24 protein-coding genes and 1 tRNA gene are annotated in these 24,552 nt (G+C 70.8%); 10 read left to right on the forward strand and 15 right to left on the reverse strand.

Annotation, left to right across the window (positions count from 1 at the left end):
* Positions 1 to 73 precede the first annotated feature (73 nt).
* The 5 genes from holA to RWH44_RS10160 form a co-directional block, all read right to left on the reverse strand.
* Positions 74 to 1,111 (reverse strand): DNA polymerase III subunit delta, encoded by a 1,038-nt coding sequence (gene holA, locus RWH44_RS10140; protein ID WP_316004480.1) that lies wholly within the window; start codon positions 1,109 to 1,111, stop codon positions 74 to 76.
* 209 nt (positions 1,112 to 1,320) lie between these two features.
* Complete coding sequence (locus tag RWH44_RS10145) at positions 1,321 to 3,627, reverse strand: ComEC/Rec2 family competence protein (protein ID WP_316004481.1); 2,307 nt, start codon at positions 3,625 to 3,627, stop codon at positions 1,321 to 1,323.
* The gene (locus tag RWH44_RS10150) at positions 3,624 to 4,244 is read right to left on the reverse strand and encodes a ComEA family DNA-binding protein (protein WP_316004482.1); all 621 of its coding nucleotides are present in this window, start codon (positions 4,242 to 4,244) and stop codon (positions 3,624 to 3,626) included. The genes RWH44_RS10145 and RWH44_RS10150 overlap by 4 nt, the downstream gene beginning before the upstream one ends.
* Positions 4,245 to 4,597: 353 nt before the next feature.
* Positions 4,598 to 7,171 carry a leucine--tRNA ligase gene (leuS, locus tag RWH44_RS10155; RefSeq protein ID WP_316004483.1) on the reverse strand — a complete coding sequence of 858 codons (2,574 nt, stop codon included), beginning with the start codon at positions 7,169 to 7,171 and terminating at the stop codon, positions 4,598 to 4,600.
* Between the two features lie 66 nt (positions 7,172 to 7,237).
* Positions 7,238 to 8,476, reverse strand: a complete 1,239-nt coding sequence (locus RWH44_RS10160) for an anthranilate synthase component I family protein (RefSeq protein ID WP_316004484.1) — start codon at positions 8,474 to 8,476, stop codon at positions 7,238 to 7,240.
* A 42-nt stretch (positions 8,477 to 8,518) separates the two neighbouring features.
* Here RWH44_RS10160 and RWH44_RS10165 point away from each other — a divergent pair, with 42 nt between their 5' ends.
* The 5 genes from RWH44_RS10165 to RWH44_RS10185 all read left to right on the forward strand — a co-directional run bounded on the left by RWH44_RS10165 (position 8,519) and on the right by RWH44_RS10185 (position 12,367).
* Positions 8,519 to 9,199 (forward strand): DedA family protein, encoded by a 681-nt coding sequence (locus tag RWH44_RS10165; RefSeq protein ID WP_298872571.1) that lies wholly within the window; start codon positions 8,519 to 8,521, stop codon positions 9,197 to 9,199.
* Between the two features lie 5 nt (positions 9,200 to 9,204).
* The gene (locus tag RWH44_RS10170; protein WP_298872568.1) at positions 9,205 to 10,236 is read left to right on the forward strand and encodes an App1 family protein phosphatidate phosphatase; all 1,032 of its coding nucleotides are present in this window, start codon (positions 9,205 to 9,207) and stop codon (positions 10,234 to 10,236) included.
* A 397-nt stretch (positions 10,237 to 10,633) separates the two neighbouring features.
* Positions 10,634 to 11,344, forward strand: a complete 711-nt coding sequence (locus RWH44_RS10175; protein ID WP_316004485.1) for an SOS response-associated peptidase — start codon at positions 10,634 to 10,636, stop codon at positions 11,342 to 11,344.
* The gene (locus RWH44_RS10180; RefSeq protein ID WP_316004486.1) at positions 11,341 to 12,252 is read left to right on the forward strand and encodes a 3-methyladenine DNA glycosylase; all 912 of its coding nucleotides are present in this window, start codon (positions 11,341 to 11,343) and stop codon (positions 12,250 to 12,252) included. The genes RWH44_RS10175 and RWH44_RS10180 overlap by 4 nt, the downstream gene beginning before the upstream one ends.
* Positions 12,253 to 12,294: 42 nt before the next feature.
* Positions 12,295 to 12,367, forward strand: a tRNA-Ala gene (locus RWH44_RS10185).
* 461 nt (positions 12,368 to 12,828) lie between these two features.
* On the opposite strand, the gene rsfS is transcribed toward RWH44_RS10185, so the two are convergent.
* The 9 genes from rsfS to rplU all read right to left on the reverse strand — a co-directional run bounded on the left by rsfS (position 12,829) and on the right by rplU (position 19,586).
* Positions 12,829 to 13,209: a ribosome silencing factor gene (rsfS, locus tag RWH44_RS10190; protein ID WP_316004487.1), complete on the reverse strand. Its 381-nt coding sequence runs from the start codon at positions 13,207 to 13,209 to the stop codon at positions 12,829 to 12,831.
* Positions 13,206 to 14,324 carry a hypothetical protein gene (locus RWH44_RS10195; protein ID WP_316004488.1) on the reverse strand — a complete coding sequence of 373 codons (1,119 nt, stop codon included), beginning with the start codon at positions 14,322 to 14,324 and terminating at the stop codon, positions 13,206 to 13,208. The genes rsfS and RWH44_RS10195 overlap by 4 nt, the downstream gene beginning before the upstream one ends.
* A complete protein-coding gene (gene nadD / locus RWH44_RS10200; protein ID WP_136585537.1) occupies positions 14,321 to 14,917 on the reverse strand; it encodes a nicotinate-nucleotide adenylyltransferase in 597 nt (198 codons plus the stop codon). The genes RWH44_RS10195 and nadD overlap by 4 nt, the downstream gene beginning before the upstream one ends.
* 10 nt (positions 14,918 to 14,927) lie before the next feature.
* On the reverse strand, positions 14,928 to 15,152 hold the full coding sequence (locus tag RWH44_RS10205; RefSeq protein WP_076675817.1) for a hypothetical protein: 225 nt from the start codon (positions 15,150 to 15,152) through the stop codon (positions 14,928 to 14,930).
* A gap of 55 nt (positions 15,153 to 15,207) precedes the next feature.
* Positions 15,208 to 16,467, reverse strand: coding sequence for a glutamate-5-semialdehyde dehydrogenase (locus tag RWH44_RS10210; protein ID WP_316004489.1), 1,260 nt, complete (start codon positions 16,465 to 16,467; stop codon positions 15,208 to 15,210).
* Between the two features lie 4 nt (positions 16,468 to 16,471).
* Entirely contained in the window at positions 16,472 to 17,308 is an 837-nt protein-coding gene (proB, locus tag RWH44_RS10215; protein WP_316004490.1) for a glutamate 5-kinase, read from the reverse strand.
* A complete protein-coding gene (gene obgE / locus RWH44_RS10220; RefSeq protein ID WP_298872547.1) occupies positions 17,305 to 18,849 on the reverse strand; it encodes a GTPase ObgE in 1,545 nt (514 codons plus the stop codon). Before obgE ends, proB begins: the two co-directional genes overlap by 4 nt.
* Positions 18,850 to 19,001: 152 nt before the next feature.
* On the reverse strand, positions 19,002 to 19,259 hold the full coding sequence (rpmA, locus tag RWH44_RS10225) for a 50S ribosomal protein L27 (protein WP_298872544.1): 258 nt from the start codon (positions 19,257 to 19,259) through the stop codon (positions 19,002 to 19,004).
* A gap of 18 nt (positions 19,260 to 19,277) precedes the next feature.
* Positions 19,278 to 19,586, reverse strand: coding sequence for a 50S ribosomal protein L21 (gene rplU, locus RWH44_RS10230; RefSeq protein ID WP_055836929.1), 309 nt, complete (start codon positions 19,584 to 19,586; stop codon positions 19,278 to 19,280).
* Between the two features lie 213 nt (positions 19,587 to 19,799).
* On the opposite strand from rplU, the gene RWH44_RS10235 reads away from it, so the two are divergent.
* Complete coding sequence (locus RWH44_RS10235) at positions 19,800 to 20,078, forward strand: DUF4031 domain-containing protein (RefSeq protein ID WP_298872542.1); 279 nt, start codon at positions 19,800 to 19,802, stop codon at positions 20,076 to 20,078.
* A gap of 139 nt (positions 20,079 to 20,217) precedes the next feature.
* Here the strand turns inward: RWH44_RS10235 and RWH44_RS10240 are convergent, their stop codons facing one another.
* Positions 20,218 to 22,833 carry an Rne/Rng family ribonuclease gene (locus RWH44_RS10240; RefSeq protein WP_316004491.1) on the reverse strand — a complete coding sequence of 872 codons (2,616 nt, stop codon included), beginning with the start codon at positions 22,831 to 22,833 and terminating at the stop codon, positions 20,218 to 20,220.
* A 303-nt stretch (positions 22,834 to 23,136) separates the two neighbouring features.
* Between RWH44_RS10240 and RWH44_RS10245 the strand changes: the two genes are divergently transcribed.
* From RWH44_RS10245 to RWH44_RS10260, 4 genes are read left to right on the forward strand one after another with little or no spacing between them, the layout of a single operon-like run.
* Positions 23,137 to 23,544, forward strand: coding sequence for a YbaB/EbfC family nucleoid-associated protein (locus RWH44_RS10245; protein ID WP_316004492.1), 408 nt, complete (start codon positions 23,137 to 23,139; stop codon positions 23,542 to 23,544).
* Positions 23,541 to 23,840 carry a WXG100 family type VII secretion target gene (locus RWH44_RS10250; RefSeq protein WP_316004493.1) on the forward strand — a complete coding sequence of 100 codons (300 nt, stop codon included), beginning with the start codon at positions 23,541 to 23,543 and terminating at the stop codon, positions 23,838 to 23,840. Before RWH44_RS10245 ends, RWH44_RS10250 begins: the two co-directional genes overlap by 4 nt.
* Entirely contained in the window at positions 23,837 to 24,286 is a 450-nt protein-coding gene (locus tag RWH44_RS10255; protein ID WP_316004494.1) for a hypothetical protein, read from the forward strand. The genes RWH44_RS10250 and RWH44_RS10255 overlap by 4 nt, the downstream gene beginning before the upstream one ends.
* Positions 24,283 to 24,510 (forward strand): hypothetical protein, encoded by a 228-nt coding sequence (locus RWH44_RS10260; RefSeq protein WP_316004495.1) that lies wholly within the window; start codon positions 24,283 to 24,285, stop codon positions 24,508 to 24,510. Before RWH44_RS10255 ends, RWH44_RS10260 begins: the two co-directional genes overlap by 4 nt.
* The last annotated feature ends 42 nt before the right edge of the window (positions 24,511 to 24,552 follow it).

The raw sequence follows: 24,552 nt of genomic DNA on the forward strand, positions 1-24,552 counted from the left end.
TTCTGGGGCGAGTGACGTCACCGCACACCGCGGGTAGCGCTCGAACTCGCGCCCGGCGCAGCCGCGCGCCGCGTCAGTCACCGTACGGCGCGCGCGTGGCGATGATCGTGATCATGCGCTCGAGCGCGAAGACCGGGTCGCGCGAGGCGCCCTTGACCTCGGCGTCGGCGCGGGCGGTGGCGTGGATCGCCATGCCGAGGGTGTTGCCGGTCCAACCGACGAGGTCGCGGCGGGCGCGGTCGACCTGCCAGTCCTTCATGCCGAGACGCTGAGCGGTGGCCGACGACGACTCGCGGGTGCCCGCGACCTGCGCCATCGTGCGCAGCTTCATCGCGACCGCGGCGACCAGCGGCACGGGGTCGGCTCCGGATGCCAGGGCGTGGCGCAGCGCGAGAAGCGCCGGCCCGTACTGACCGGCGATGGCGGTGTCGGCGACGGTGAACGCCGAGGTCTCGACGCGCCCGCCGTAGTACCTCTCGACGATGCGCTCGTCGATGTCGCCGGGGACGTCGGCGATGAGCTGCTGGCAGGCGGCGGCGAGCTCGGTGAGGTCATCGGCGAACGCGGACACGAGGGAGCGCAGGGCGACCGGGGCGATGCGCTTCTGGGCGGCTTTGAATTCTCCGACGGCGAAGTCGAACCGGTCGGAGTCGCGCTTGACGGCGGGACACGCGATCTCGATGCCGCTCCCCTGGCCCGCGCGGATGCCGTCGAGGAGCTTCTTGCCGCGGACGCTCGCGCCGGTGTGGCGCAAGACGACCGTGGCGCCCTCCTGCGTCTGCGAGAGGTACGAGACGGCCTCGCTGAGGAACGTGTCGCTGCACTTCTCGACCCCGCTGACGCGCACGAGCCGCGGCTCGCCGAACAACGATGGCGAGGTGACGGACAACAGGGTGCCCGCGGCGTAGTCGTCGGCACGGATGTCGGTGACCTCGAGGCTCGGGTCTTCGCTCTTCAGCAGGGAGCGGATACCGGCGATCGCGCGTTCGGCGCAGACCTCTTCGGGGCCCGAGACCAGCACGATGGGAGCCGGCTGCGGGGCGCGCCATGACACCTGCGGGATGGCCGATTTGGCCTTGGCAGGGGCTGCGCGTCGAGGGGCCGGGGTCACCCTCACAGCCTACCGACAGGGTCGGACACGCGTACCGGGCCGAAGAGGGAACGGGGCCGGGAACGGGGCCGGCGCCGCGGCGACGTCGGCCGCGCGACATGGCCGCCGTCGCCCGGCGCTCGGTGGCAGCCGCAGACGAGCGCGTGCGGGGCGGGCGCTACCGCGCACTGGCCCGCCGCGAGCCGCTCGTCCGCTCGCGCCCACCTTCGTCACCCTCCACGCTGGCGCCACAGGCTGAGCCGCCCCTCCTCGTCGTGCCAGACGGCGAGCAATCCCCCGGTGTCCGTGCGCGCCGCGACGGTCGCCTCCTCCTTAAGGATGCCGAGCAAGCGTGCCGTCGGATGACCGTAGGTGTTGTGCGCACCGACGCCGATCAACCCGATCGAGGCGTGCAGGCGGTGGTACAGCTCGGGATCCTGGTCGGCGCTGCCGTGGTGCGAGACCTTCACCACCTCCACGCGCGGTACGTCGACCCGTCGCAGCAGCGCCGCTTGCGGGTCGGCGCCGAGGTCTCCGAGCAGGACGGTGCGCGGGAAGCCCTCCCCCGCGACGTCGATCGCGACGCTCGCGGCGTTTCCGGACTCCATACCGGGCAGGGGCCCGAGCGCCTGCCACCGCGTGCCGCCCACCGTTCCCGTCATGCCCATCGTCGCCGGGACCAGTCGCGCGCCACCGGCGGCGAAGCGATCGAGCAATCGCCGATCACCCGCTTCGCCGAGAGGACCATGGATGACGAGGTCGGTCCGACCCACGACGGCCGCCGATCCCCCGACATGGTCTTCATCGAAGTGTGTGAGGACGACGAGGTCGAGACGGGCGATGCCCAGGGTCTGCAGGCACTCGGCGAGGGGCTGAGGGTCGGGGCCGGTGTCGACGAGGGCGACCGCCGATCCGGAACGCCACAGGGTGGCATCCCCTTGTCCGACGTCGCACATGGCCACCTGCCACAGCGCGGGAACGGTGAGCGGCCCGGCCACGGATCGAACGGCACCCGTCGCCCCGGTCACCCCCACGAGCACCGCGACCATCGCCGTCGCGGTCGCTGTCAGCCGCGGCACCCTGCGCGGACGCGCCACGGCCACCGCGATCGCCGCCCCCACGACGGCCAGCAAGGCCGCACCGAGGGCGCCCTCCGGCCAGGGCAGGTTCTGAGCCGGAACTGCCGCCGCGGTCCGCGCGACGGCGGCGATCCAGGCGGCGGGGATCCAGGCGAGGGCGGTCAGCCCGTCGCGAAGCCACGGGACGGGAGCGATGCAGGCGAGCGCACCCGCGATCGTGGCCGGCGCCGCGGCCGGATCGGCGAGCATGTTGGCCACCACCCCGAGCAGGGGAACGTGCGGGTCGATCAGCACGATGAGCGGACCGCACACGATCTGAGCCGACGTGGGCACTGCCAGCGCCAGTGCGAGGGGTTGCGGCATCCATCGCCCGAACCCGGTGGCCAGCGGTCGGGCGAGGACGAGGAGGGCGGCGGTCGCCGCGGCGGACAGGGCGAAGCCGAGTGATCGGCACAACCAGGGGTCGGCGATCAACAGCACGGTCACCGCCCCCGCCAGAACGGCGATTCCGATGGTCGGTCTCCCCAGGGCGACCGCCAGCAGCGCGATCGCGCTCATCGCGGCGGCGCGGACGACGCTGGGCTCGGGCGTGACCAGGATGACGAACGCTGCCAGCACGATGAGTGCGCCCACCACCCGGACGCCACGACGGACCCCGCACAGCCCGAGCACACCGAAGGCTGACCCCACGACCAAGGCGCAGTTGGCGCCCGAGACCGCGGTGAGGTGGGAGAGGGAGGCGGCGTTCATGGCGGTCTCGGTGTCGCTGTCGAGGCTGGAGGTGTCGCCGACGGCCAGACCCGGGATGAGGCCCGCCCCGGGTTGCGGCAGGCCGTGCGTCGAGGCCACGAGCCCGTCGCGAAGCTGTTCGAACACCGCCCAGACGCCCTCGGGCGCGGATGCGCGCTCGACCTCGTTCGCGCGCAGCGCCAGGATCGCGCGATCGGCGGGGTCGGTGGGGATGCCGGTCCCTGCGACGACGATCTCACTGCCGGGACCGACCGAGGCGACGTCACTCAGCACCTCGGGATCGAAGCCGATCCGAGCGGGAATCAGACCGCTCACCGCGGTGGCGCCCGCGGTCAGGAACGAGACCGACGCGTCCATCCACGCCCCGCCGCCGGAACTCCTGGCCAGATGTCCCGTCACCGTCGCCGTGACCCGCAGGTGCCGCCCGCCCTCCACATGGAGGTGGGCGACCGCCTCGCGCGTCGGGACGAGAGACGACACCGTTGCGGCGGAGGCACCCGCGCAGGCGAGCCCGACCGCGACGACGACCAGCATCGGATGCCGCACCCGGACGAGGAGCGCGACCACGATGGCCGCCGCTGCCGAGAGGCACACGGCGAGGAGTCCCGGATCGGTCAGGGCGGTCGCCGCCGCAGCCGCCGTCCATGTCGCCCCCGCCACCACGACCGGCCGCAGAGACCGCCGCCGCAGCGCCCGGCTCGTGTTCACACGCGCACCAGGTCGCGGATCGCGGCGAGCATCTTGTCGCCGATCCCGGGCACCGACAGCAGGTCGTCGACACTGGTGAAGCGTCCGTTCGCTTTGCGCCACGCGAGGATGCGGTCGGCCATCGCGGGCCCTACCCGGGGCAGGGTGTCGAGCTGCTCCGCGGTCGCCGTGTTGAGGTCGAGGAGCGCGCTCGCGGTCCCCGAAGCGTCGGGCCCATCCCCTTCGGGGGCAGCACCCACCACGGGGACGACGATCTGCTCCCCGTCGGTCACGGTACGGGCGAGATTGACGCCGTCGCGATCCGCGTCGTCGGCGAACCCGCCGGCCAGAGCCACGGCGTCGGCGACGCGGCCGCCCACATCGAGCCGGTACAGCCCCGCTCGGTGCACCGCACCGGCGACGTGGACGTAGACGCCGGTCTGGGCGGGGACCACCGCGCTCCGCGAAGGCGACGGACCGGGGGTGACGGTCTCGGCCCCGGTCGTGCCGCGGAACATCCCGATGCCGATCGTGACGGCGAAGGCCGCGAGGATCAGCACGACCACCGCGCCGACGCCCAGCTTGCGCCGCGCGCCGGTCCCCTCGGCATCCGGGGCTTCGGCGGGACGAGCGGTCATGCACTCACGGTAAGGATGAGCCTCCACGTCCCGTGGGCGGGGCGGACCGATCGGTGGACGATTGTGCCAGCTCCCCCGCTGGGGAGGAGCCGCGCCGGACGACGGTCACCGACGACGTCGAATGCGCCGATGCCCCGTCGACACCGGGCTGCTCACCCGGTCGGGCTCCAATGGCCCATGCGCCCCGCACCGGGTCGGCGTCCACCCGGGCAACGACGCTCATGCACAAGGACCGGCCCTCTCCGGGCGACGACATGACCGCCCGATGCGACACCCGCGCGCGCCCGTGAACGCCGAATGCCACGCCCTCACCGCTCCGCAGAGCTCGAGGACGTGGCATCCGGAGTCGACGATCACTTCGTCGAGAAGCTGACCACCTTCGGCGGACGCACGACCGCGCGCACGATCTCGCGCTCGCCGAGCGCGCGCACGACCTTCTCGTCGGCGCGCGCGAGCTTCTCCAGCTCGTCGGCGCCGATCTTGGCCGAGACCTGCAGCGTGCCGCGCACCTTGCCGTCGATCTGCACGACGGCGGTGACGGTGTCTTCCACGAGCAGCGTCGGGTCGGCCTGGCGCCAGGTGACGAGGCCGACGAAGCCCTCGTAGCCGAGCGTCTGCCACATCTCCTCCGCGGTGTGCGGGGCGAACAGGTCGAGAGTCATCGCGATGACCTCCGCCGCCTCACGCACGGCGGGGTCGCTCGCGCCGGCCGAGCCGTCGATCGCCTTGCGGGTGGCGTTCACCAGCTCCATCAGGCGGGCGACGACGACGTTGAACTTCGTCTGCTCGATGAGGTTCGGAGCCTCGGCCAGCAGGCGGTGGGTCACGCGGCGCAGCGACGCGTCGCCCTCGGCCCAGACGACGTCGGTCTCGCTGTCGACGTCGTGCGCGATGCGCAGGGCGCGGGCGAGGAACTTCGCCGCGCCCGTCGTCGACACGTCGTTCCAGTCCTTGTCGTCCTCCACGGGACCGGCGAAGGCGAGAGCTACGCGCAGCGCGTCGGCGCCGTGGGCGTCGAGCTCCTCCTGGAAGAGCACCAGGTTGCCCTTGCTCTTCGACATCTTCGCGCCGTCGAGGATGACCATGCCCTGGTTGATGAGGCTCGAGAACGGCTCGGTGAACTCCACCAGGCCCATGTCGAACAGCGCCTTGGTGATGAAGCGCGCGTACAGCAGGTGCAGGATCGCGTGCTCCACGCCGCCGATGTAGAAGTCGACCGGGCCCCACTTCGATGCCTCGCGGCCCGAGAACGCCTCCGTCTCGCTGTTCGGCGACAGGAAGCGCAGGTAGTACCAGGAGCTGTCGACGAAGGTGTCCATCGTGTCGGGGTCGCGCAGCAGCGTCTGCCCCGTCTCGGGATCGGTGACCTGCACCCACTCCGTGGCGGCTCCCAGCGGGGAGGTGCCCTTGGGCTTGAGGTCGAGACCCTCGACGGAGGGCAGCACGACCGGGAGCTGGTCGGCGGGCACGGGCGTGATCGACCCGTCCTCCCCGTGCAGCATCGGGATCGGGGTTCCCCAGTAGCGCTGACGCGAGATGAGCCAGTCGCGCAGGCGGTACGTCTTGGCGGCGCGGCCGACGCCCTTCGCTTCGAGCTCCTCGATCATCCGCGCGATCGCGTTGCGCTTGCTCAGCCCGTTCAGCGACCCGGAGTTGATCATGCGCCCGTCGCCCGTGAGCGCGACGCCGGTCTTGACGGGGTCGGTCTCGTCGAGGTCGCCGAGGGGATCGATCGGCACGCCGTCGGCATCCAGCTCGATCACCGGGATCGCCCCGGTGACGGGAGCGTTCGTGTCGACGACCACCTTCACGGGCAGGTCGAACGCGCGGGCGAAATCGAGGTCGCGCTGGTCGTGCGCGGGCACGGCCATGACCGCGCCGTGGCCGTAGTCGGCGAGCACGTAGTCGGCGGCCCAGATCGGCAGCTTCTCGCCGTTGATCGGGTTGATCGCGTAGTGCCCGAGGAACACGCCCGTCTTGGGACGGTCGGTCGCCTGCCGCTCGATGTCGGTCGCGCGCTGCACCTGCTCGAGGTACGCACGGAACGTCTCCTGCACGCCCTGATCGGCGGATGCCGCGAGCTCGGCCGCGAGCTCCGACTCGGGCGCCACGACGAAGAACGTCGCGCCGTGCAGGGTGTCGGGGCGCGTGGAGAAGACGGTGATCTTCTCTTCGCGGCCCTCGATCTCGAAGGTGATGTCGGCACCCACGGAGCGGCCGATCCAGTTGCGCTGCATCTGGATGACCTTGCTCGGCCAGAAGCCCTCGAGCTGGTTGAGGTCGTCGAGCAGACGGTCGGCGTAGTCGGTGATGCGCAGGAACCACTGCGTCAGCTTCTTCTTGACCACCACGGCGCCGCTGCGCTCGCTCGTGCCGTCGGGCAGCACCTGCTCGTTCGCGAGCACGGTCTGATCCACCGGATCCCAGTTGACCAGGGCGTCCTTGCGGTATGCCAGGCCCTTGTCGTAGAGCTTCTGGAACAGCCACTGGTTCCAGCGGTAGTACTCGGGGTCGCTCGTGTGCAGCACGCGGCTCCAGTCGAACGAGACGCCGTAGTCCTTCAGGCTCTCCTTCTGCTGGGCGATGTTGGCGTACGTCCACTCGACCGGATCGGCGCCGCGCTTGATGGCGGCGTTCTCGGCGGGCAGGCCGAACGAATCCCAGCCGATGGGGTTGAGCACGTTGTATCCGCGGTGACGCCAGAAACGGGCCACGATGTCGGAGTAGAGGTAGTTCTCGGCGTGCCCCATGTGCAGGTCGCCCGAGGGGTACGGGAACATCGCGAGCACGTACTTGCGGGGACGCGTGTCGTCGTCGCCCCCGGCGCGGAACGGGTCTTTCTCGGCCCACGCCTGCTGCCACTTCGCCTGGATGGCGTGGGTGTCGAAGCCCCCCTCGCGGGGGTCTGGTGCGGAGTTCTGAGACACGGGTGAAGCCAATCGTGAAGGTCGGGGAGGCCGCGAGGGCCTGCTCCCAGGCTATCGGACCGCGCGTCACCACCCGGGCGGGACGTCGGCGCCCAGAGCCGCGAGCGGTGCGCGCGCCTTCAGCCCCACCTCCGCGACCTCGGAGGCCGCGACCGACCGCCACGTGATCCCCCCTCCGGCGCCGACCCAGGCGGCATCCGGCTCGACGATGACGCTGCGGATGACCATGGCGAGGTCGGCGGAGCCGTCGTCGCCGATCCAGCCGAACGTTCCGGAATAGACGCCGCGGGGCGCCGCCTCGAGGCCGGCGAGGATCTCCATCGCCGACGCCTTCGGCGCTCCGGTCATGCTGCCCGCGGGGAACGCCGCCGAGAGCAGCTCGCCGATCGTCGTGCCGGGCAGCAGCCTCCCCGACACCTCGCTCACGAGCTGGTGCACGCTCGGATACGTCTCCACCTCGAGGAGGCGATCGACCCCGACCGTCGATGGTTCGCACACCCGCGACAGGTCGTTGCGCATGAGGTCGACGATCATGACGTTCTCGGCGCGTTCCTTGGCATCCGTCCGCAGCTCTTCGGCCAATGCGCGGTCGGCCTCGGCGTCGGCGGCGCGTCGACGCGTCCCCTTGATCGGGTGCGTGTGCACGTGGCCGTCGCGGACGGTCAGGAAGCGCTCGGGCGACACGCTCGCGAGGGCCGTGCCGCCCTGGCGCAGGAACCCGGCGTGGTGCGACCCCGACGCGCGGCGTAGGCGCCGGAACACGTCGAGCGCGTCGATCGCCCCCGGCACGGTGAATCGGGTGGTGAGGCACAGCTGGTAAGCGTCGCCCTCGCGAATGCGCTCGCGACACGCCTCGATGAGTTCGGCGTACCGATCGGGTGAGACGCGGGCGGATGCCGTGCCCCGGGCGGGCGCGTCGGGCACCGGCGCCGCGGGGGTCACGGCCGCGAGACGCTCCGGCGACACCGCGTCGCCGTACACGAGCACGCGTCGCGCGGCGTGGTCGAAGGCGAGGAACGAATCGACGCGCATCCACGCGGAATCACTCTCGTACGCGCGCCAGCCCACCCAGCCGCCCCGGAACGCCCCGGTCCGGTCGTCGCCGGCGCACGGCCCCGTCGCGTCGACGCCGGTGCTCACGGACTCGTCTGCCGGGCGCCCCGTCCCCATCCAGCTCCACCCCGTCCGGGCGTCGGCTCCGGCGTCGAGCCAGAACGCGTGGGCGGACGCGGCGAAGAGATCGACGAAGGCCGCTTCGGGGTCGACCCAGCCGTGTCGGGTGAATGGAGAGGCGGAGTCGGGCACGCTCCCAGGCTAGGCGCGACGAGCGGCTCTAGGCTGAGGGAGGTGAACGAGATCCTCACGTGGCTGCTCGACGTCGTCCAGAACGTCGACCCCGTGTTGCGCACGGTCATCGCCGGTCTCGCGGTCATGCTCGAAACGAGCGTGCTGGTCGGTCTCGTCGTCCCCGGCGACACGATGGTCATCGTCGCCGGCACCGCCGTCGCCTCCCCCGTGGAGGGTGTCGTACTCGCCGCCGCGATCGTGGTGGGGGCGCTCATCGGCGAGAGCCTCGGCTTCTGGCTCGGTCGCTACTTCGGACCGCGCATCCGGGCGTCGCGGCTCGGGCAGAAGCTGGGCGAACGCAACTGGGACCGCGCCGACCGCTACCTGCGCCGACGCGGGGGTCCGGCGATCTTCCTGTCGCGCTTCCTGCCCGTGCTGCACTCCCTCGTCCCTCTAACGGTGGGGATGAGCGGGTACAGCTACCGCCGTTTCCTCGCGTGGACGACCCCCGCGTGCGTCGTCTGGGCGAGCCTGTACGTCACGGTCGCGGCGGGAGCGGCGGGGACGTATCGCGAACTCAGCGATCAGATCCACTACGCCGGCTATGTCTTCGTCGGCATTCTCGTCGTCTTCCTCGTGCTCGTCTTCGTCGGCAAGAAGGTCATCGAACGGATGGAACGCCGTCACCTGGCAGATGACGACCAGATCCTCGAATCCGCGGACGGCGACGTGAAAGACTGAGGCGGATGCCTCGTAATCCTCGCGCCAAAGTGCTCTGGTTCGCCCGACTGGAGCGCCGCTTCCACCGCTGGCGCGAACGACGCGCCCGCGCCCGCGGCCTCCGTCCCGCCGTCACCGGCTTCCCCGGCTACGGCACGGAGGAGTGGGTGCGCGTCCTCGGCCGCGTCCTGATCGCGCCGCCCACGAAGCGCACCTCCACGGGTGAGCTCGAGAGCCTGCGCGGGTGGCGGAGCTTCGCCGCGGTCCCGGTGGGGTTCGCGCACGTCACGGTCGTGATCGATGGGGTGACCCACCAGGTCGCCGCCGACCGCGGAGGGGTCATCGATGCGAAGCTCCCGGCGACGCTGAAGCCCGGGTGGCAGAGCATCACGATGTCGGTCGAGGGCAGCGATCCCGCCGAGACCCGCGTCTTCGTCGTCGGGTCCGACGTCCGGTTCGGCGTCGTCAGCGACATCGACGACACCGTCATGGTCACCGCTCTCCCCCGCCCCCTGCTGGCCGCCTGGAACTCGTTCGTCGTCGACGAGCACGCGCGGCAGCCCGTCCCCGGAATGGCGGTCATGCTCGAGCGCCTCACCCGGGAACACCCGGGCACGCCCGTCGTCTACCTCTCCACGGGGGCGTGGAACGTCGCACCCACGCTGACGCGCTTCATGCGTCGACACCTGTTCCCGGCGGGTTCGTTCCTGCTCACCGACTGGGGTCCGACGCACGATCGCTGGTTCCGCAGCGGCCGCGACCACAAAGAACTGAACCTCCGCCGCCTCGCGGCCGAGTTCCCGCAGGTGAAGTGGCTGCTCGTCGGGGATGACGGACAGCACGACGACGCGATCTACACCGGTTTCGCGATCGAGCACCCGCGGAACGTCGAGGCCGTCGCCATCCGCCGCCTGCTGCCCGCCGAGGCCGTGCTCGCCGGAGGTCGCACCGTCGTCGACGACCACTCGGCGGCCGAGGTGCCCTGGGTCACCGGCTCGGACGGCGCGGCCCTGCTCGATCGGCTCGAAGACGTGGGCGTCATCTCGCGCAACGCCTGATCCCGGATGCCGCGCGGCCCATGCCGCACACAACTTCGGTGATTCGCGCACGCTCAGCGCCGCACAGAACCTCTGCGATTCGCGCACGCTCAGCGCGAACCCGCTCCCTCGGGGTGAGGTTGTGCACATCACGGAGGTTGCGCTCATCTCGAGGTTGCGCGAGACGTCGGAATAGCGTAAATCGCTGATGTCGCGCTGAGCGCCGAGGGTGCGCTGGGCGTCGAAATCGCGCAAATTGCCGAGGTTGCGCCGATCGCCGAGGTTGCGCAGACCACGCGGACGCGGGGCCCGCGGGAGGGTCGCACGCCACCGGGCTTCGCGAACTGTGAGGGCGCACTTCCCGCGCGGCCGACGGCGACGGACGCCCGATGTCGGAGGGGCCGCGTACGGTGGAGGCATGTGCGGTCGATTCGTCGTGGCCAATGTCGCCAGTGAGCTCGTGGGGGTGCTGCGCGTCGACGTCGAGGCCGATGAACTGCCTCGGCCGTCGTACAACATCGCGCCCACTTCTCCGGTGGCGATCGTCCTCGATTCGCTCAAGAGCGAGCCGCCGGTGCGCCGCCTCGAAGTGGCGCGCTGGGGTCTCATTCCCGGCTGGGCGAAAGACGTGAAGGTCGGCGCGCGCGCCTTCAACGCCCGCAGCGAAGAGGTCGAAGACAAGCCGATGTTCCGCAACGCCCTCATCAAGCGCCGCGCCATCATCCCGGCATCCGGCTACTACGAGTGGAAGACCACCGACGCCGGCAAGACGCCGCACTACATCCACCCCGCTGACGGATCGCCGCTCTTCTTCGCGGGCCTCTACGAGTGGTGGAAAGACCCCGCCCGCGCCGACGACGACCCGGCGCGCTGGGTGCTGAGCTGCACGATCCTCACGCGCGATGCCATCGGCCGCCTCGGCTCGATCCACGACCGCATGCCGCTGTTCATGGACCCCGACGTCGCCGACGCGTGGCTCGACCCCACGACCGAGAACGTCGGCGACATCCTCGACGCGGCGATCGACGCCGCCCCCGACGTGGCCGAGACGCTCGACGACCACGTCGTCTCGGCAGCGATGGGCAACGTGCGCAACGACTCTCCCGACCTCATCGAGCCGGTCGGATGACCCTGACGCTCGACGCCCCCTCCGTCCTCTCCCGCGACGAGTGGATGCCAGTGGCCGACGCCCACGTCGCGCGCGCCGACGAGCTGACCGCGGCGCACCGAGCGCGGGCGAGCCGGGGCGAGAAGCACCCTGTGGAGGACTTCCTCTTCACGTACTACTCGTACAAGCCCGCGATCCTCCGGCGGTGGCATCCCGGTCCCGGTGTCACGCTGCGCGGTGCGACCGAACGCGTCGACTGGCGCTGGTACCGCGCCGACGGCGACGATGTGCGGGTGGATGCCGCCGCCTTCCGTTCGGAGAAGGGCTCGATGTACCGCGGCATCGTGAACCTGCTGCGCGCGACGCGCGATCGTCCCGCGCAGTTCGGGTGCTTCGGTCTGCACGAATGGGCGATGGCCTACCGCGTCGACGAGGTACGCCACGCCGTGCCGCTTCGCTTGGGCCGAGCGGGGACCGATGCCGTGGTCGACGCGCACGAGCTCAAGTGCACCCACTTCGATGCGTTCCGCTTCTTCACCCCCGATGCCGTGCCCCTCAACCGCACGTCGCTGCGGCGCGACGACCAGGCGGCGTGGGAGCAACCGGGCTGCCTGCACGCCGGGATGGACGTCTACAAGTGGGCCGTCAAGCTCGGGCCCCTCGTTCCCGGCACCGTTCTTCTCGACGCGTTCGAGCTCGCCCGCGACATCCGCACGCTCGACATGGAAGCGTCGCCGTACGACCTGACCGACTGGGGCTACGGGTCGGTAGCCATCGAAACCCCGGAGGGCAAAGCCGAATACGTCGCCCGCCAGCGAGCGCTCAGCGCCCGTGGGCAGGAGTTGCGAAACCGTCTGCTGGCTGCCGTGGCCTCGCCCGACGACACGCCCGGCGGCGTCGATTTTCCTCGTCTGCGATCCGTGTTGTAAGCTCATGGAGTTGCCTCAAACGGGGCGGAAAACAAAAAACACGGGCCTGTGGCGCAGCTGGTAGCGCACCTGCATGGCATGCAGGGGGTCAGGGGTTCGAGTCCCCTCAGGTCCACCCGGTTGAGAAAGCCCCCGCTTCGGCGGGGGCTTTCGTCGTTCCGGCGGCGTCGTCGTGTCGCCCTCCCGGCCGTGCCTTCGGGTGACTCCACCGGGACCCGCGCGGTCAGTCCGCTGCCCCTGATGCAGGATCCCTCTTGCGAGCAGGGATGCCATCCGCAGCGCCTCCGCGGCCGACCCGGCGCCTCACGGTCGACCCGGCGCTGCTTTACGGTCGATTCGGCGCCTCGCGTTCTGTGCCCCGCGTTCTATGCCCCGCAGATGCGGATCGCCGCCGCAGAACCGGAGAACCGCCCCAGAACCGGGTCGATGCGCTCTCTGCATCCGAATCCCGCGCCACCCTCCGAATCCGGTGAACGGATGCCGACCGAGGCCGCTCGGGACGCACGCGAGGGCGCCCGCCCCGGACATACGAGAACGCCCCCTGCTGGTCGGCAGAGGGCGTTCTCGAGGGCGTGGTTACTCGGGCGCGTTCGCGGGCGTGGGCAGCTCGATCGGGATGACCGGGCAGTCCTTCCACAGGCGCTCGAGACCGTAGTAGACGCGCTCCTCTTCGTGGAACACGTGCACGACCAGATCGCCGAAGTCGAGCAGGACCCAGCGCGATTCCTGGCGACCCTCGCGGCGCAGGCGCTTGTGACCGGCCTCGAGCAGCTTCTCCTCGACCTCGTCGGCGATCGCCGCCACGTTGCGCTCGTTGCGACCGGTGACGAGCAGGAACACGTCGACGAGGGGAAGGGGCTCGGACACGTCGAGGGCGACGATGTCGTCGCCGCTCTTGGAGTCGGCGGCGAGAGCGGCGATCCGCGCCATCTCCCGCCCGTTATCGGTGGCTGTCATCGGAAGACTCCTGTCGTGAAGGCGAGCACGAGAGTGACGGCCACCGCCAGCGCGAGCGCGCCGGTCGTGATGATGAGGCCGACGAGGAGCTTGCTCCCCTTCTCGGGCGCCGGTGGGCGAATGATCTCGCCCGGTTGCTTGACGGTGCTGATCGCGGCGCTGGCGGCGATCGGCGTGGGGGACGAGGCGGGCGGGAGCTCGCCGTCGAGGAGCACCGCGTCGGCGTCACGGCCGTCGGTGGTGCCGGGTGCGTGTCCGACCGATCCGAGCCCCTCGGGGAGCGGGAAGGTGCCGGTGATCATGATCTCGCCCGTGCCGTTGATCGGGCCCACCAGCGGAACGCCGGTGGGGGTCTGCGACAGGATCAACGCGTTCGGGGTCGAGACGGTGCCGGTGGCACCGGTGTTGCGCGAGATGAGCTGATCGAACGACGCCGGCAGGCTGATGTCGGGCGTCTGTCCGTCGAGCAGGTCGGAGCCCAGGGCCGGGTTGACCACCGACGGCGCGGGCGCCTCTTCGGCCGCGGTGACGGGGCTCTCGCCGGTGTCGGCAGCGGCGGGACGGAAGATCGCGGGGAGCACGGGCTCCGCCGCGGAGGGGGCCGGAGACGCGGCCTGGCGGGGCTGCGCAGGCTCCAGGTCGGGGCTGATGATCGGAACGGCCGCCGTGCGGATCTTCTCCTGCGCGCGAGCCTGACGACGGGTCAGACCCGACACCCCGAACTCGGCACCCGCGTCGGTGAAGGGAGAGTCGAAGACGGCGGGGCGCAGCGCGGACGCGGCGGGTTCGTCGGCCACAGCGGGTTCGGTCGCGGCGGCGTCCGAGGCGCCGGACTCGTCTGCGGCCTCTTCTGCGGCGGCGTGATCCTCTTCGTTGGTGTGCTCCTCGCCGGGCGCGTCCGCGGCCTCGTCGTCCGCGGATCCGTCTGCGGCGTCGGCGGCGGTCGGGGCGGAGGGAACCGCGTCGATGACCTCGGCGGGGGTGGAGGTCTCGGCATCCGGGGTCTGCTCGCCCTCGGGCTGCGGCGGGATGATCGGGGTCGCGCCGGTCTGACGCAGCTCGCGCAGCTGACGACGGGTCAGGGCGGGCGTCTCTGGGGTCTCGGAAGTGCTCATGCCTTACTCCGGTAGAGGTGATGCTTCGCGATGTACTGCACGACGCCGTCGGGCACGAGGTACCACACGGGGTGTCCTCGGCGCACACGTGCGCGGCAGTCTGTGGACGAGATCGACAGCGCCGGGATCTCCAGCTGGCTCACGTTCTCGGAGGGCAGGCCCTCCGTGGTCAGCACGTGACCCGGACGCGAGACGGCGACGAAGTGCGCCAGGTCCCACAGCTCCTGATGGTTGCGCCAGCTGAGGATCTGCGCGACGGCGTCGGCTCCGGTGATGAAGAAGAGCTCGGCGCCCGGGCGCTGCTCCTGCAGATCGCGCAGGGTGTCGATCGTGTAGGTGGGTCCCGCGCGGTCGATGTCGACGCGGCTCACGGTGAACTGCGGATTGGATGCCGTCGCGATCACCGTCATGAGATAGCGATGCTCGCTCTCGGTGACGTCGTCTTTCTGCCAGGGGCGGCCCGTAGGCACGAAGACGACCTCGTCGAGGTCGAACGATTGCGCGACCTCACTGGCCGCGACGAGGTGACCGTGATGGATGGGATCGAACGTCCCACCCATGACCCCGATACGAGGGGCGCGCGTCACCGACATACGGTGGCCCTCAGTGGCCGTGGGCCTCGGGAGTGGGCGTGCCGTGCTTCTGCGTGTAGGCCTCGGCCTTGTGCGCGTGACGGTTGGAGACGTTGCGGTACGACAGCGTCACCAGGCTCAGCGCGACGAACACGACGAAGGCCACCACGCCGTACCAGAAGGTCGAGGCCTGGACGTTGCCCCCGTGGTGGGCGCCCTCTTCAGCGGCCTGGGCGAGAAGTGACACGAAAGTCATCAGTGCTCCGTTCGAAGTTTCCGCGCGTCGGGACGCGCGTTGCCATTTTAGGCGGTCAGGCGCGCACCTGGCCGTCGCCGCGCCCGAGCCACTTGGTGCTCGTCAGCTCGGCGAGGCCCATGGGTCCGCGGGCGTGCAGTTTCTGGGTGGAGATGCCGACCTCGGCACCGAAGCCGAACTCGCCTCCGTCGGTGAAGCGCGTGGACGCGTTCACGAGCACCACGGCGGAATCGACCTCGGCCAGGAATCGGTCGGCGGCGGCCTGATCGGCCGTGACGATCGACTCCGTGTGCTGGGTCGAGTAGCGACGGATGTGCGCGAGAGCCCCGTCGAGATCGTCGACCACGCGCACCGCGAGGTCAAGCGTGCCGTACTCGCGGGCCCAGTCGTCGTCGGTCGCGGGCACGACGCGGTCGTCGTGAGCGCGGGTCGCGTCGTCACCGTGCACGGTGACACCGGCATCGGCGAGGGATGCCAGCAGCTCGGGCAGCAGGCGGTCGGCGGCGTCGCGGTGCACGAGCACCGTCTCGACGGCGTTGCACACGCTCGGGCGCTGCACCTTGGCGTTCAGGACGATGTCGCGCGCCCAGTCGTCGCGGGCCGTGGCGTCGAGGAAGACGTGAACCACGCCCGCGCCGGTTTCGATGACGGGGACGGTGGACTCGGTGACCACGGTCTCGATGAGCGAGGCACTCCCCCGCGGTACCAGGACGTCGACGAGACCGCGGGCGTTCATGAGGGCGCGCGCGCCCTCCCGCCCGAAGTCGTCGACGCTCTGGATCGCCTCGGGGTCGACGCCCTGCGCGCGCAGCGCGTCGCGCATGACCCGCACGAGTGTGGCGTTGCTGCTCTGAGCCGCCGAGCCGCCGCGCAGGACGACGGCGTTGCCGGATCGCAGCGCGAGCGAGGCGATGTCGACGGTCACGTTCGGACGCGCCTCGTAGATCGACCCGACCACGCCGAACGGCACGGCGACCTTCTGCAGCGCGAGACCGTTGGGAAGCGTGCGCGTATCGAGCACCCGGCCCACGGGATCGGGCAGCTCGGCCACCTCCCGCACGGCGGCGGCCAGGGCGGCGACGCGTCCCGCGTCGAGGCGCAGGCGGTCGAGCAGCGACTCGCCGATGGCATCCGCTCGACCGCGCTCGAGGTCTTCGGCGTTGGCGGCGACGATCTCGGAAGCGGCCTCGTCGATCGCCTCCGCCACGGCGAACAGCAGTGCGCTCTTGCGTGCGGAGTCGAGCAGCGCGATCTGACGCGCGGCGTCCTTGGCCAGACGCAAGCGCTCGTCGACGGATGCGGCGATCACGGTCATGCGCTCAGTGTACCGGCGCGCCCACAGCGCCCACGGGGCCCGTTGTCAGGGTGACGGGGTCGGGATGGGGAGCGAACCAGGTGCCCACCGCATCGCCGGCGAGGGCGGATGCCACCAGGTCGGCGCTCGTGACGAGCACCCCGACGCCGGCGGTGGAGGCGAGCTTCGCGGCGGAGGCCTTCGTGGCCGCTCCCCCGGTGCCCACGCCGTTCACGACGCCTGCGCCGAACTCGAAGTCGGACAGGTCGTCGCCCCAGGCCACGTCGGTGATCGGGCGGGCGCCGGGCTCGCTCGGCGGGCGGGTGAAGAGGGTCTCGATGTCGCTCAGGAGCACCAGGGCGTCGGCGCCGACGAGCTGGGCCACGAGCGCTGCGAGGCGGTCGTTGTCGCCGAAGCGGATCTCGTGGGTCGCGACCGTGTCGTTCTCGTTGACGATGGGAAGGATGCCGAGACCGAGCAGACGCTCCATGGCGCGACGCGCGTTGGAGCGGTGGGTGGCGTTCTCGAGGTCGCCGGCGGTCAGCAGTACCTGCCCCGCGAGCAGACCGAAACGATCGAGGGAGGTCTGATAGCGCCACATGAGCACGTTCTGGCCGACGGCGGCGGCCGCCTGCTGAGTGGCCAGATCGTTGGGGCGCCCCTCGAGATCGAGCAGGGGCAGGGCGGTGGCGATCGCACCCGACGACACGAGCACGACCTCGGTGCCGGCGCGGTGGGCCCGCGAGAGCGCGTCGACGATCGTGTCGATGCGGTAGGCGCCGTCGCCGCTGATCGACGACGACCCGACCTTCACCACGACGCGGGCGGCGCCGGGGATGTCGGCGCGCGTCGTCGCGGTCATCGCTCCTCGTCCTCGAGCGTCAGGGCCGTGGAGTCGCCGTCGGGCGAGATGCCCGCCGCACGCGCCGCGCGGCGTTCGGCCTCGAGCTCGGCGCGGGCGTCGGCCTTGGCATCCATGCGCTCGTGATACTGCTCGCGACGCTCCGAGGAGGTGCGGCGGGAGTTCTGGATGAGACGCGGGTCGGTGCCTCGCGGCGCCGTCATGAGCTCCGCCGCCGAGGTGAGCGTCGGCTCCCAGTCGAACACGATGCCGTCGCCGGGGCCGATGACCACGGTCGCTCCGGCGACCGCACCCGCGCGGAACAGGCCGTCTTCGACACCGAGACGTGCGAGGCGGTCGGCGAGGTAGCCCACGGCCTCCTCGTTCTGGAAGTCGGTCTGCTGCACCCACTTGACCGGCTTGTCGCCGAGGATGCGGTAGACGGGGCCGTACGTGCCGCCCTCGACCTTGATCTCGAAGTCCTTGACGGCGCCCTTGGGGCGGATCACCACGCGCTCCGCGGGGGCCTCGGCGATGGAGGCGATGCGGTGCTGCTCGACGATCTCGCCGAGGGCGAAGGTGAGCTCGCGGAGCCCGGCGCGGCTGACGGTGGAGATCTCGAACACGCGGAATCCGCGGGCCTCGAGGTCGGGGCGGACGAAGTCGGCGAGCTCGTGCGCCTCGGGGACGTCGATCTTGTTCAGGACGACGATCTGCGGACGCTCGAGGAGGGGGATCTGCCCCTCGGGCACGGGATAGGCGGCCAGCTCGGCGAGGATGATGTCGAGGTCGCTCAGCGGGTCGCGGCCCGGGTCGAGCGTGGCGCAGTCGAGCACGTGGACGAGCGCCGTGCAGCGCTCGACGTGACGGAGGAACTCGAGCCCCAGTCCCTTGCCCTCGCTCGCACCCTCGATGAGGCCCGGGACGTCGGCGATCGTGTAGCGGGCATCACCCGCCTGCACGACGCCCAGGTTGGGGTGGAGCGTGGTGAACGGGTAGTCGGCGATCTTCGGCCGTGCCGCCGACACGGCGGCGATCAGGCTGGACTTGCCGGCTGAGGGGAACCCGACCAGCGCCACGTCGGCGACGGTCTTGAGTTCCAAGACGACGTCGCCCTCCCAGCCGGGGGTACCGAGCAGCGCGAAGCCAGGGGCCTTGCGCTTCGGCGACGCCAGCGCGGCGTTGCCGAGACCGCCGAGGCCGCCGGGGGCGGCGACGAACCGCATGCCGGGGGTGAGCATGTCGACCAGCACGTTGCCGTCGGGATCCTTCACGACGGTGCCGAGCGGGACGGGAAGCTCCTGGTCTTCGCCCAGGGCGCCCGAGCGGTGGTCGCCCATACCGAAGCCGCCGTTACCCGCGGAGCGGTGCGGCGAGTGGTGGTACGACAGCAGCGTCGTCACCTGCGGGTCGGCGACGAGCACGACGTCGCCGCCGCTGCCGCCGTTGCCGCCGTCGGGACCGGCCAGCGGTTTGAACTTCTCACGGCGCACCGAGACGCAGCCGTTGCCGCCCTTGCCCGCACGCAGGTGCAGGGTCACGCGGTCGACGAAGGTGACCATGGCGGGTCCTTCCGGGTGGGCGGCGGCGGGGCCGACGCGGCGGGAGACGGGGATGCCGTCGGTGCAGGCGAGGTTCGGGTCAGCCGTGCACGGGAAAAAAGACGAGGGGGCGGGCAGTGCCCACCCCCTCGGAAGCGCCGGAGCGCTGAGGATTACTCCGCTGCAGCGACGATGTTGACGACCTTGCGGCCGCCCTTGTTGCCGAACTCGACCGCACCCGCGGCCAGAGCGAACAGCGTGTCGTCGCCACCACGGCCGACGTTGGCGCCGGGGTGGAAGTGCGTGCCGCGCTGGCGGACGAGGATCTCGCCGGCGAGGACGGCCTGGCCGCCGAAGCGCTTCACGCCGAGGCGCTGTGCGTTGGAGTCACGACCGTTACGGGTGGAGCTTGCGCCCTTTTTGTGTGCCATCTCTGCGTCTCCTGGCTCTTACTTGATGCCGGTGATCTTGACGCGCGTGAGGTCCTGACGGTGGCCCTGGCGCTTCTTGTAGCCGGTCTTGTTCTTGAACTTCTGGATCACGATCTTCGGACCGCGCTCCTCGCCGAGCACCTCGGCCGTGACCGAGACCTTCGCGAGCTTGTCGGCGTCGGTCGTGACCGCGTCGCCGTCGACGAACAGGACGGCGGGCAGCTGGATGCTCTCGCCGATCTTCGCCTTCTGGCGGTCGAGCACGACGACCGTGCCGACCTGGACCTTCTCCTGGCGGCCGCCGGCGCGCACAACTGCGTAAACCACTTCACACCTGTTTCGTTCGGGAGCGCACGGCTCCGGTTGTCTGATGACGTTGGGAGGGTCTGATGACCCAAGTCTCGGTGCGATCCGGCCGACGAAAGTCAGCGGGGTCACGCTCCGATGAGAGCGGACGCGACGCACCAAGGGTCAAGTTTAGCTCACCCGGGAGCATCCGGCAAAAGCATCCGTCCCGCGTGTCGACCGTAGGATCGCGGAATGGCGATCCTCATCGACGACCCGCAGTGGCCCGCGCACGGACGACTGTGGGCGCATCTGGTGAGCGACACCGATCTCGACGAGCTGCACGCCTTCGCCGCCGCCGCCGGCATCCCTTCGCGCGCCTTCGACCTCGACCACTACGACGTCCCCGATGAGCGGCACGCCGACCTGGTCGCGGCCGGCGCCGAGCACGTGGGCGGGAAGGAACTCGTGCGCCGCTTGCGCGCCTCCGGCCTGCGCATCACCGCCCGGGAGCGACGCGACGCGAGGCGCTGACGCCGATATCACCGACGGCTGGTCGCAGCGAACACGTGCGGTCGGTGGCATCCATCCCGTCCGACCGCATGCGTGAGGGGCCGCACGCCGTCGCCAACGATGCTCGGCGACGCAGGACGACCCCTCACGGGATGACGGCTCAGGACTCCGGGTTCGGCTGCGCGTTGACCGGGGTGCCGGTGAGGGCGGCGGTGGTCACGCGACGACGCGAGCGCCCCTGTCCCGGAGCCTTGGGCTCGGGCAGCGCCTCGAGCACGGACTCCAGGAGCGCGTCCTTCTCGGTGCGCGGGGCCTTGGGTTCGCGCTTCTTCCGCGGACGCTTCTCACGCGCCGGGGCGGCGGGCGCCTCGGACTCGGACTTGGCCTCGAGCACGGCCTCGACGGAGGCGACGACGGCCGCCTCGACGACGGCCGGGTCGTCGATGGTCGGCTTGACGGTGGATGCCGCGATCTGAGCGAGCGCGGACTTCACGCCCTCCGTGATCACGTGCGTGCCGCCGGCCGGGGCTGGCGCGGAACCGCCGTTGCCGCCGTTCTGCGCCGAGCCGTTGCCGGAGCCGCCGTTCTGCGCGTTGCCGTTCTGTCCGTTGCCGCCGCGACCGCGACGGTTCGACGAACCGCCGTTGCCGCCGTTGCCGTTGCCCCCGTTGCCGCCGGCCGATCCCGAGGTGCGGTGACGCACCACCGGGTCGTGGTGCACGACGACCCCGCGACCGGCGCACACCTCGCACGCCTCGCTGAAGGTCTCGAGCAGGCCGAGACCCAGCTTCTTGCGGGTCATCTGCACGAGACCGAGCGAGGTGACCTCGGCGACCTGATGCTTCGTGCGGTCGCGGCTCAGGCACTCGATGAGGCGGCGCAGCACGAGGTCGCGGTTGGACTCCAGCACCATGTCGATGAAGTCGACCACGATGATGCCGCCGATGTCGCGCAGGCGCAGCTGACGGACGATCTCCTCGGCCGCCTCGAGGTTGTTCTTCGTGACGGTCTCTTCGAGGTTGCCACCGGAGCCGACGAACTTACCCGTGTTGACGTCGACGACCGTCATCGCCTCGGTGCGGTCGATGACGAGCGAACCACCGGAGGGCAGCCAGACCTTGCGGTCGAGGGCCTTCTCGATCTGCTCCGTGACGCGGAACGCGTCGAACGGGTCCTGCTCGCCCTCGTACTTCTCGACACGCTCGAGGAGGTCGGGGGCGACGCCCTGGAGGTAGGACGAGATCGTCTGCAGCGCCTCGTCGCCCTGGATGAGCATGCGCGTGAAGTCCTCGTTGAAGACGTCGCGCACGATCTTCACCAGCAGATCGGGCTCGGAGTGCAGCAGGGCCGGCGCCTGAATGGTCTTCACCTGGCTCGACACGTGCTCCCACTGCGAGGTGAGGCGCTGCACGTCGAGGGTCAACTGCTCTTCGGTGGCGCCCTCGGCGGCGGTGCGCACGATGACGCCCGACGACTCGGGGAGCACCTCCTTGAGGATCTTCTTCAGGCGCGCACGCTCGGTGTCGGGGAGCTTGCGCGAGATGCCGTTCATCGTGCCGTTGGGCACGTAGACGAGGTATCGGCCGGGCAGCGAGATCTGGCTCGTCAGACGCGCACCCTTGTGGCCCACGGGGTCTTTGGTGACCTGCACGAGCACGCGGTCACCCGACTTGAGGGCCAGCTCGATGCGGCGGGGCTGGTTGTTGGTCTCGACGCCGTCCCAGTCGACCTCGCCGGAGTACAGCACGGCGTTACGTCCGCGGCCGATGTCGACGAACGCCGCCTCCATGCTCGGCAGCACGTTCTGCACGCGACCGAGGTAGACGTTGCCGATGAGCGAGGCGTCCTGGTTGCGGGCGACGTAGTGCTCGACGAGCACGTTGTCTTCGAGCACGGCGATCTGGATGCGACCGGCTTTCGAGCGCACGACCATGACGCGGTCGACGGCCTCGCGGCGTGCGAGGAATTCGGCCTCGGTCACGACGGGTCGGCGGCGACCGGCTTCGCGACCGTCGCGGCGACGCTGCTTCTTCGCCTCGAGGCGCGTGGAGCCCTTGATGCGCTGCGGTTCGGTGATGACCTCGACCGCGCGCTGGCGGACGGGGGCGGCCGGGGCCTCGGGGGCCTCGTCGGCGGACCCGGTGCTCGCTCCCCCGCGGCGGCGGTTGCGGCGGCGCGCGTTCGCGGAGCCGCGCTCGGCGGGGCCCTCGTCGTCGCGGTCGTCACGGTCCCAGGACTCCTCGCGCGCCGGTAGCGGCGGCAGCGCGGGGGCGTAGAAGTGCAGCGCGGTCGACACGGCCGACACGAAGTTCTCGGGCAGCAGGCCGAGCGACACGGCCGTGGGGCGCACCGGCTTCTCGGGCTCCGCAGCGACCTCGGGCTCGGCGGGCACCTTGGGCTCGGCCGGCGCCTCGGGCTCGGCGGCGGTGTCGGGCTCAGCCGGGCTCGCGGACTCGGCCGGGGTCGCGGGCTCGGCCGGGGTCGCGGGCTCGGTCTGCTCCGTGACCGCGTCGGACGAGGTCGGCGCCTCGTCGGGAACCGGAACGGATGCCGCGACGGCGGCGTCCTCCGAGGTTGGCGCCACGACGTCGTCGGGCGCCGGGATGTCCGTCACGTCGAGCACCGCGGGAGCCTCGGTGTCGTCGGACGCCGCGTCCTCGGCATCCTGGACCGCCGCCTGCTCCTCGTCGACCACGTCAGCGTCCGATGACATGGCGGTGTCGGGTGAGACCTGCGTCTCGTCGGCGGGGTTCTGTTCGTCTGTCACATCGGCCATATCGGGGTACTCCCTGGCGGGCGACACCGCGCGTCGCCCGACGAAATCTCATGCAGCGCCGCACCCGGCGGGGCCGCGAACTCACTCGGTCTGCAGCCGGCCTGCGGCTCGGGCTGCGAAGGGCGGTCATCGCCCGAAGTCTTCTGGGTGATGTTCCTGCGGCGCGGCCGCGGTCACATCAGCCTTCATTATCGCATGAACCGCCGCGAACGCTCGCGACCGCGCGGGACCGACCCATCGCATCCGCCCTTCCACGCCCGGAGGGGCCTGGGTAGGCTCGGAGTTCTGGCGAAGGGGGCCACCATGACCTGGTCCGAGGACTCGCTCAGCGCTCCGGAGCAGGCACGCGCACGCGTGCAGGCCCAGACGGCACAGGCCAGGGCGCTCGCGCACGATGCGGCCCGCATGGCCACCGACGTGCGCACCACCACCGCCACGCGCACTTCGGTCGGGCGGGAGGTGCGCGTTTCGGCAACCGCGGGCGGACGCGTGAATCGCGTCGATCTGTCCGCAAGCGCGATGGATCTGGATGCCGCGACCCTGTCGCGCATCATCACGGAGACCGTGCGCGAGGCGCAGCGCGACGCGGCGGACACCGCGCTTCGAACGATGACGGAGAGCCTCGGGGATTCCTCGGAGCTCGTCGCCACGACACGCCGGCGCATCGAGGAAGAGTACGCCGGTCCGACCACAGGGAGGCTGGACGCATGATCGATCATCTGGAGGTGACGCCGGCTCGACTCGCGACCGCCGCGCAGAACATCAAGGACGCGGGGTCGCGGATCGACCAGCTCGTCGAGACGCTGACGCGCGAGGCCGCGACACTTAGCACGCAATGGAGCGGAGAGGCACAGCAGGCCTACGCGTTCGCCCAGGCGCAGTTCGGCACGAGCGCGGCCAGCCGCACAGCCCTGCTGACGAGGACGTGCGGGGCGCTGGACGACCTCGCCGCCGCCTACAGCGAGGTCGACCTCGCCGGTGCTCGCGGTCTGGGGGCGACGGCATGAGGCGTCTCGTCCGCACGATCGCGGTCGTCGGCCTCGCGGTGGTCGCGAGTCTCGCCGCGGGCTGCAGCCAATCGCCGCTCGCCGACGATTCGTACAAGACGGAGATCCCCGCCGCACTCGAGGCCGCCGACCTCGGCATTTCGGATGCCTACGCCGATGTCAGCCTCGACGGGTTCACCGAGACCCTGACGGTGGGGGGAACCGTCACCCTCCCCACCGGGGAGGGGACGGAGGCGTCGCCGGAGTTCGTTCGCAGTGTGATCGGAATCGCCCTGGACGGGCGAAACCTGAACATGGAGTACCTCGACGTGGCTTTCCGCGACGGCGACGACACGAGGATCGACGTGGCATCAGCGCTCACGAGTCTCGGTGCGACGCCGAACTACGACGGGTCGAGCATCACCATGGACGAGGCGAGGACGATCGCGGAGGGGGCGACACGATGACAGCGGCGAACCAGCGCATCGAGATCGACGGCGGCGTTCTGAAGCAGCAGGCGTCCCTGGTGCGCGATGCGTCGGGCGCTTTCGCCTCGGCCGCGGACGGCGTTACCGCCGATCTGCCCCAGTGGGAGCAGCAGTACGCCGCACAGCACGGAGGCCCACCCCCCGGCCTCGACCTGTTCACGGGAGAGGTGGTCGATCACAGCGTCTTCGCGACGCGCGAGTGAGGCCGTTCGAAGCGACCGCATAGCGCGACGGTGCGAGAATCG

The organism is Microbacterium phycohabitans, from assembly GCF_032464935.1.
GTDB classification, from domain to species: Bacteria; Actinomycetota; Actinomycetes; order Actinomycetales; family Microbacteriaceae; genus Microbacterium; species Microbacterium phycohabitans.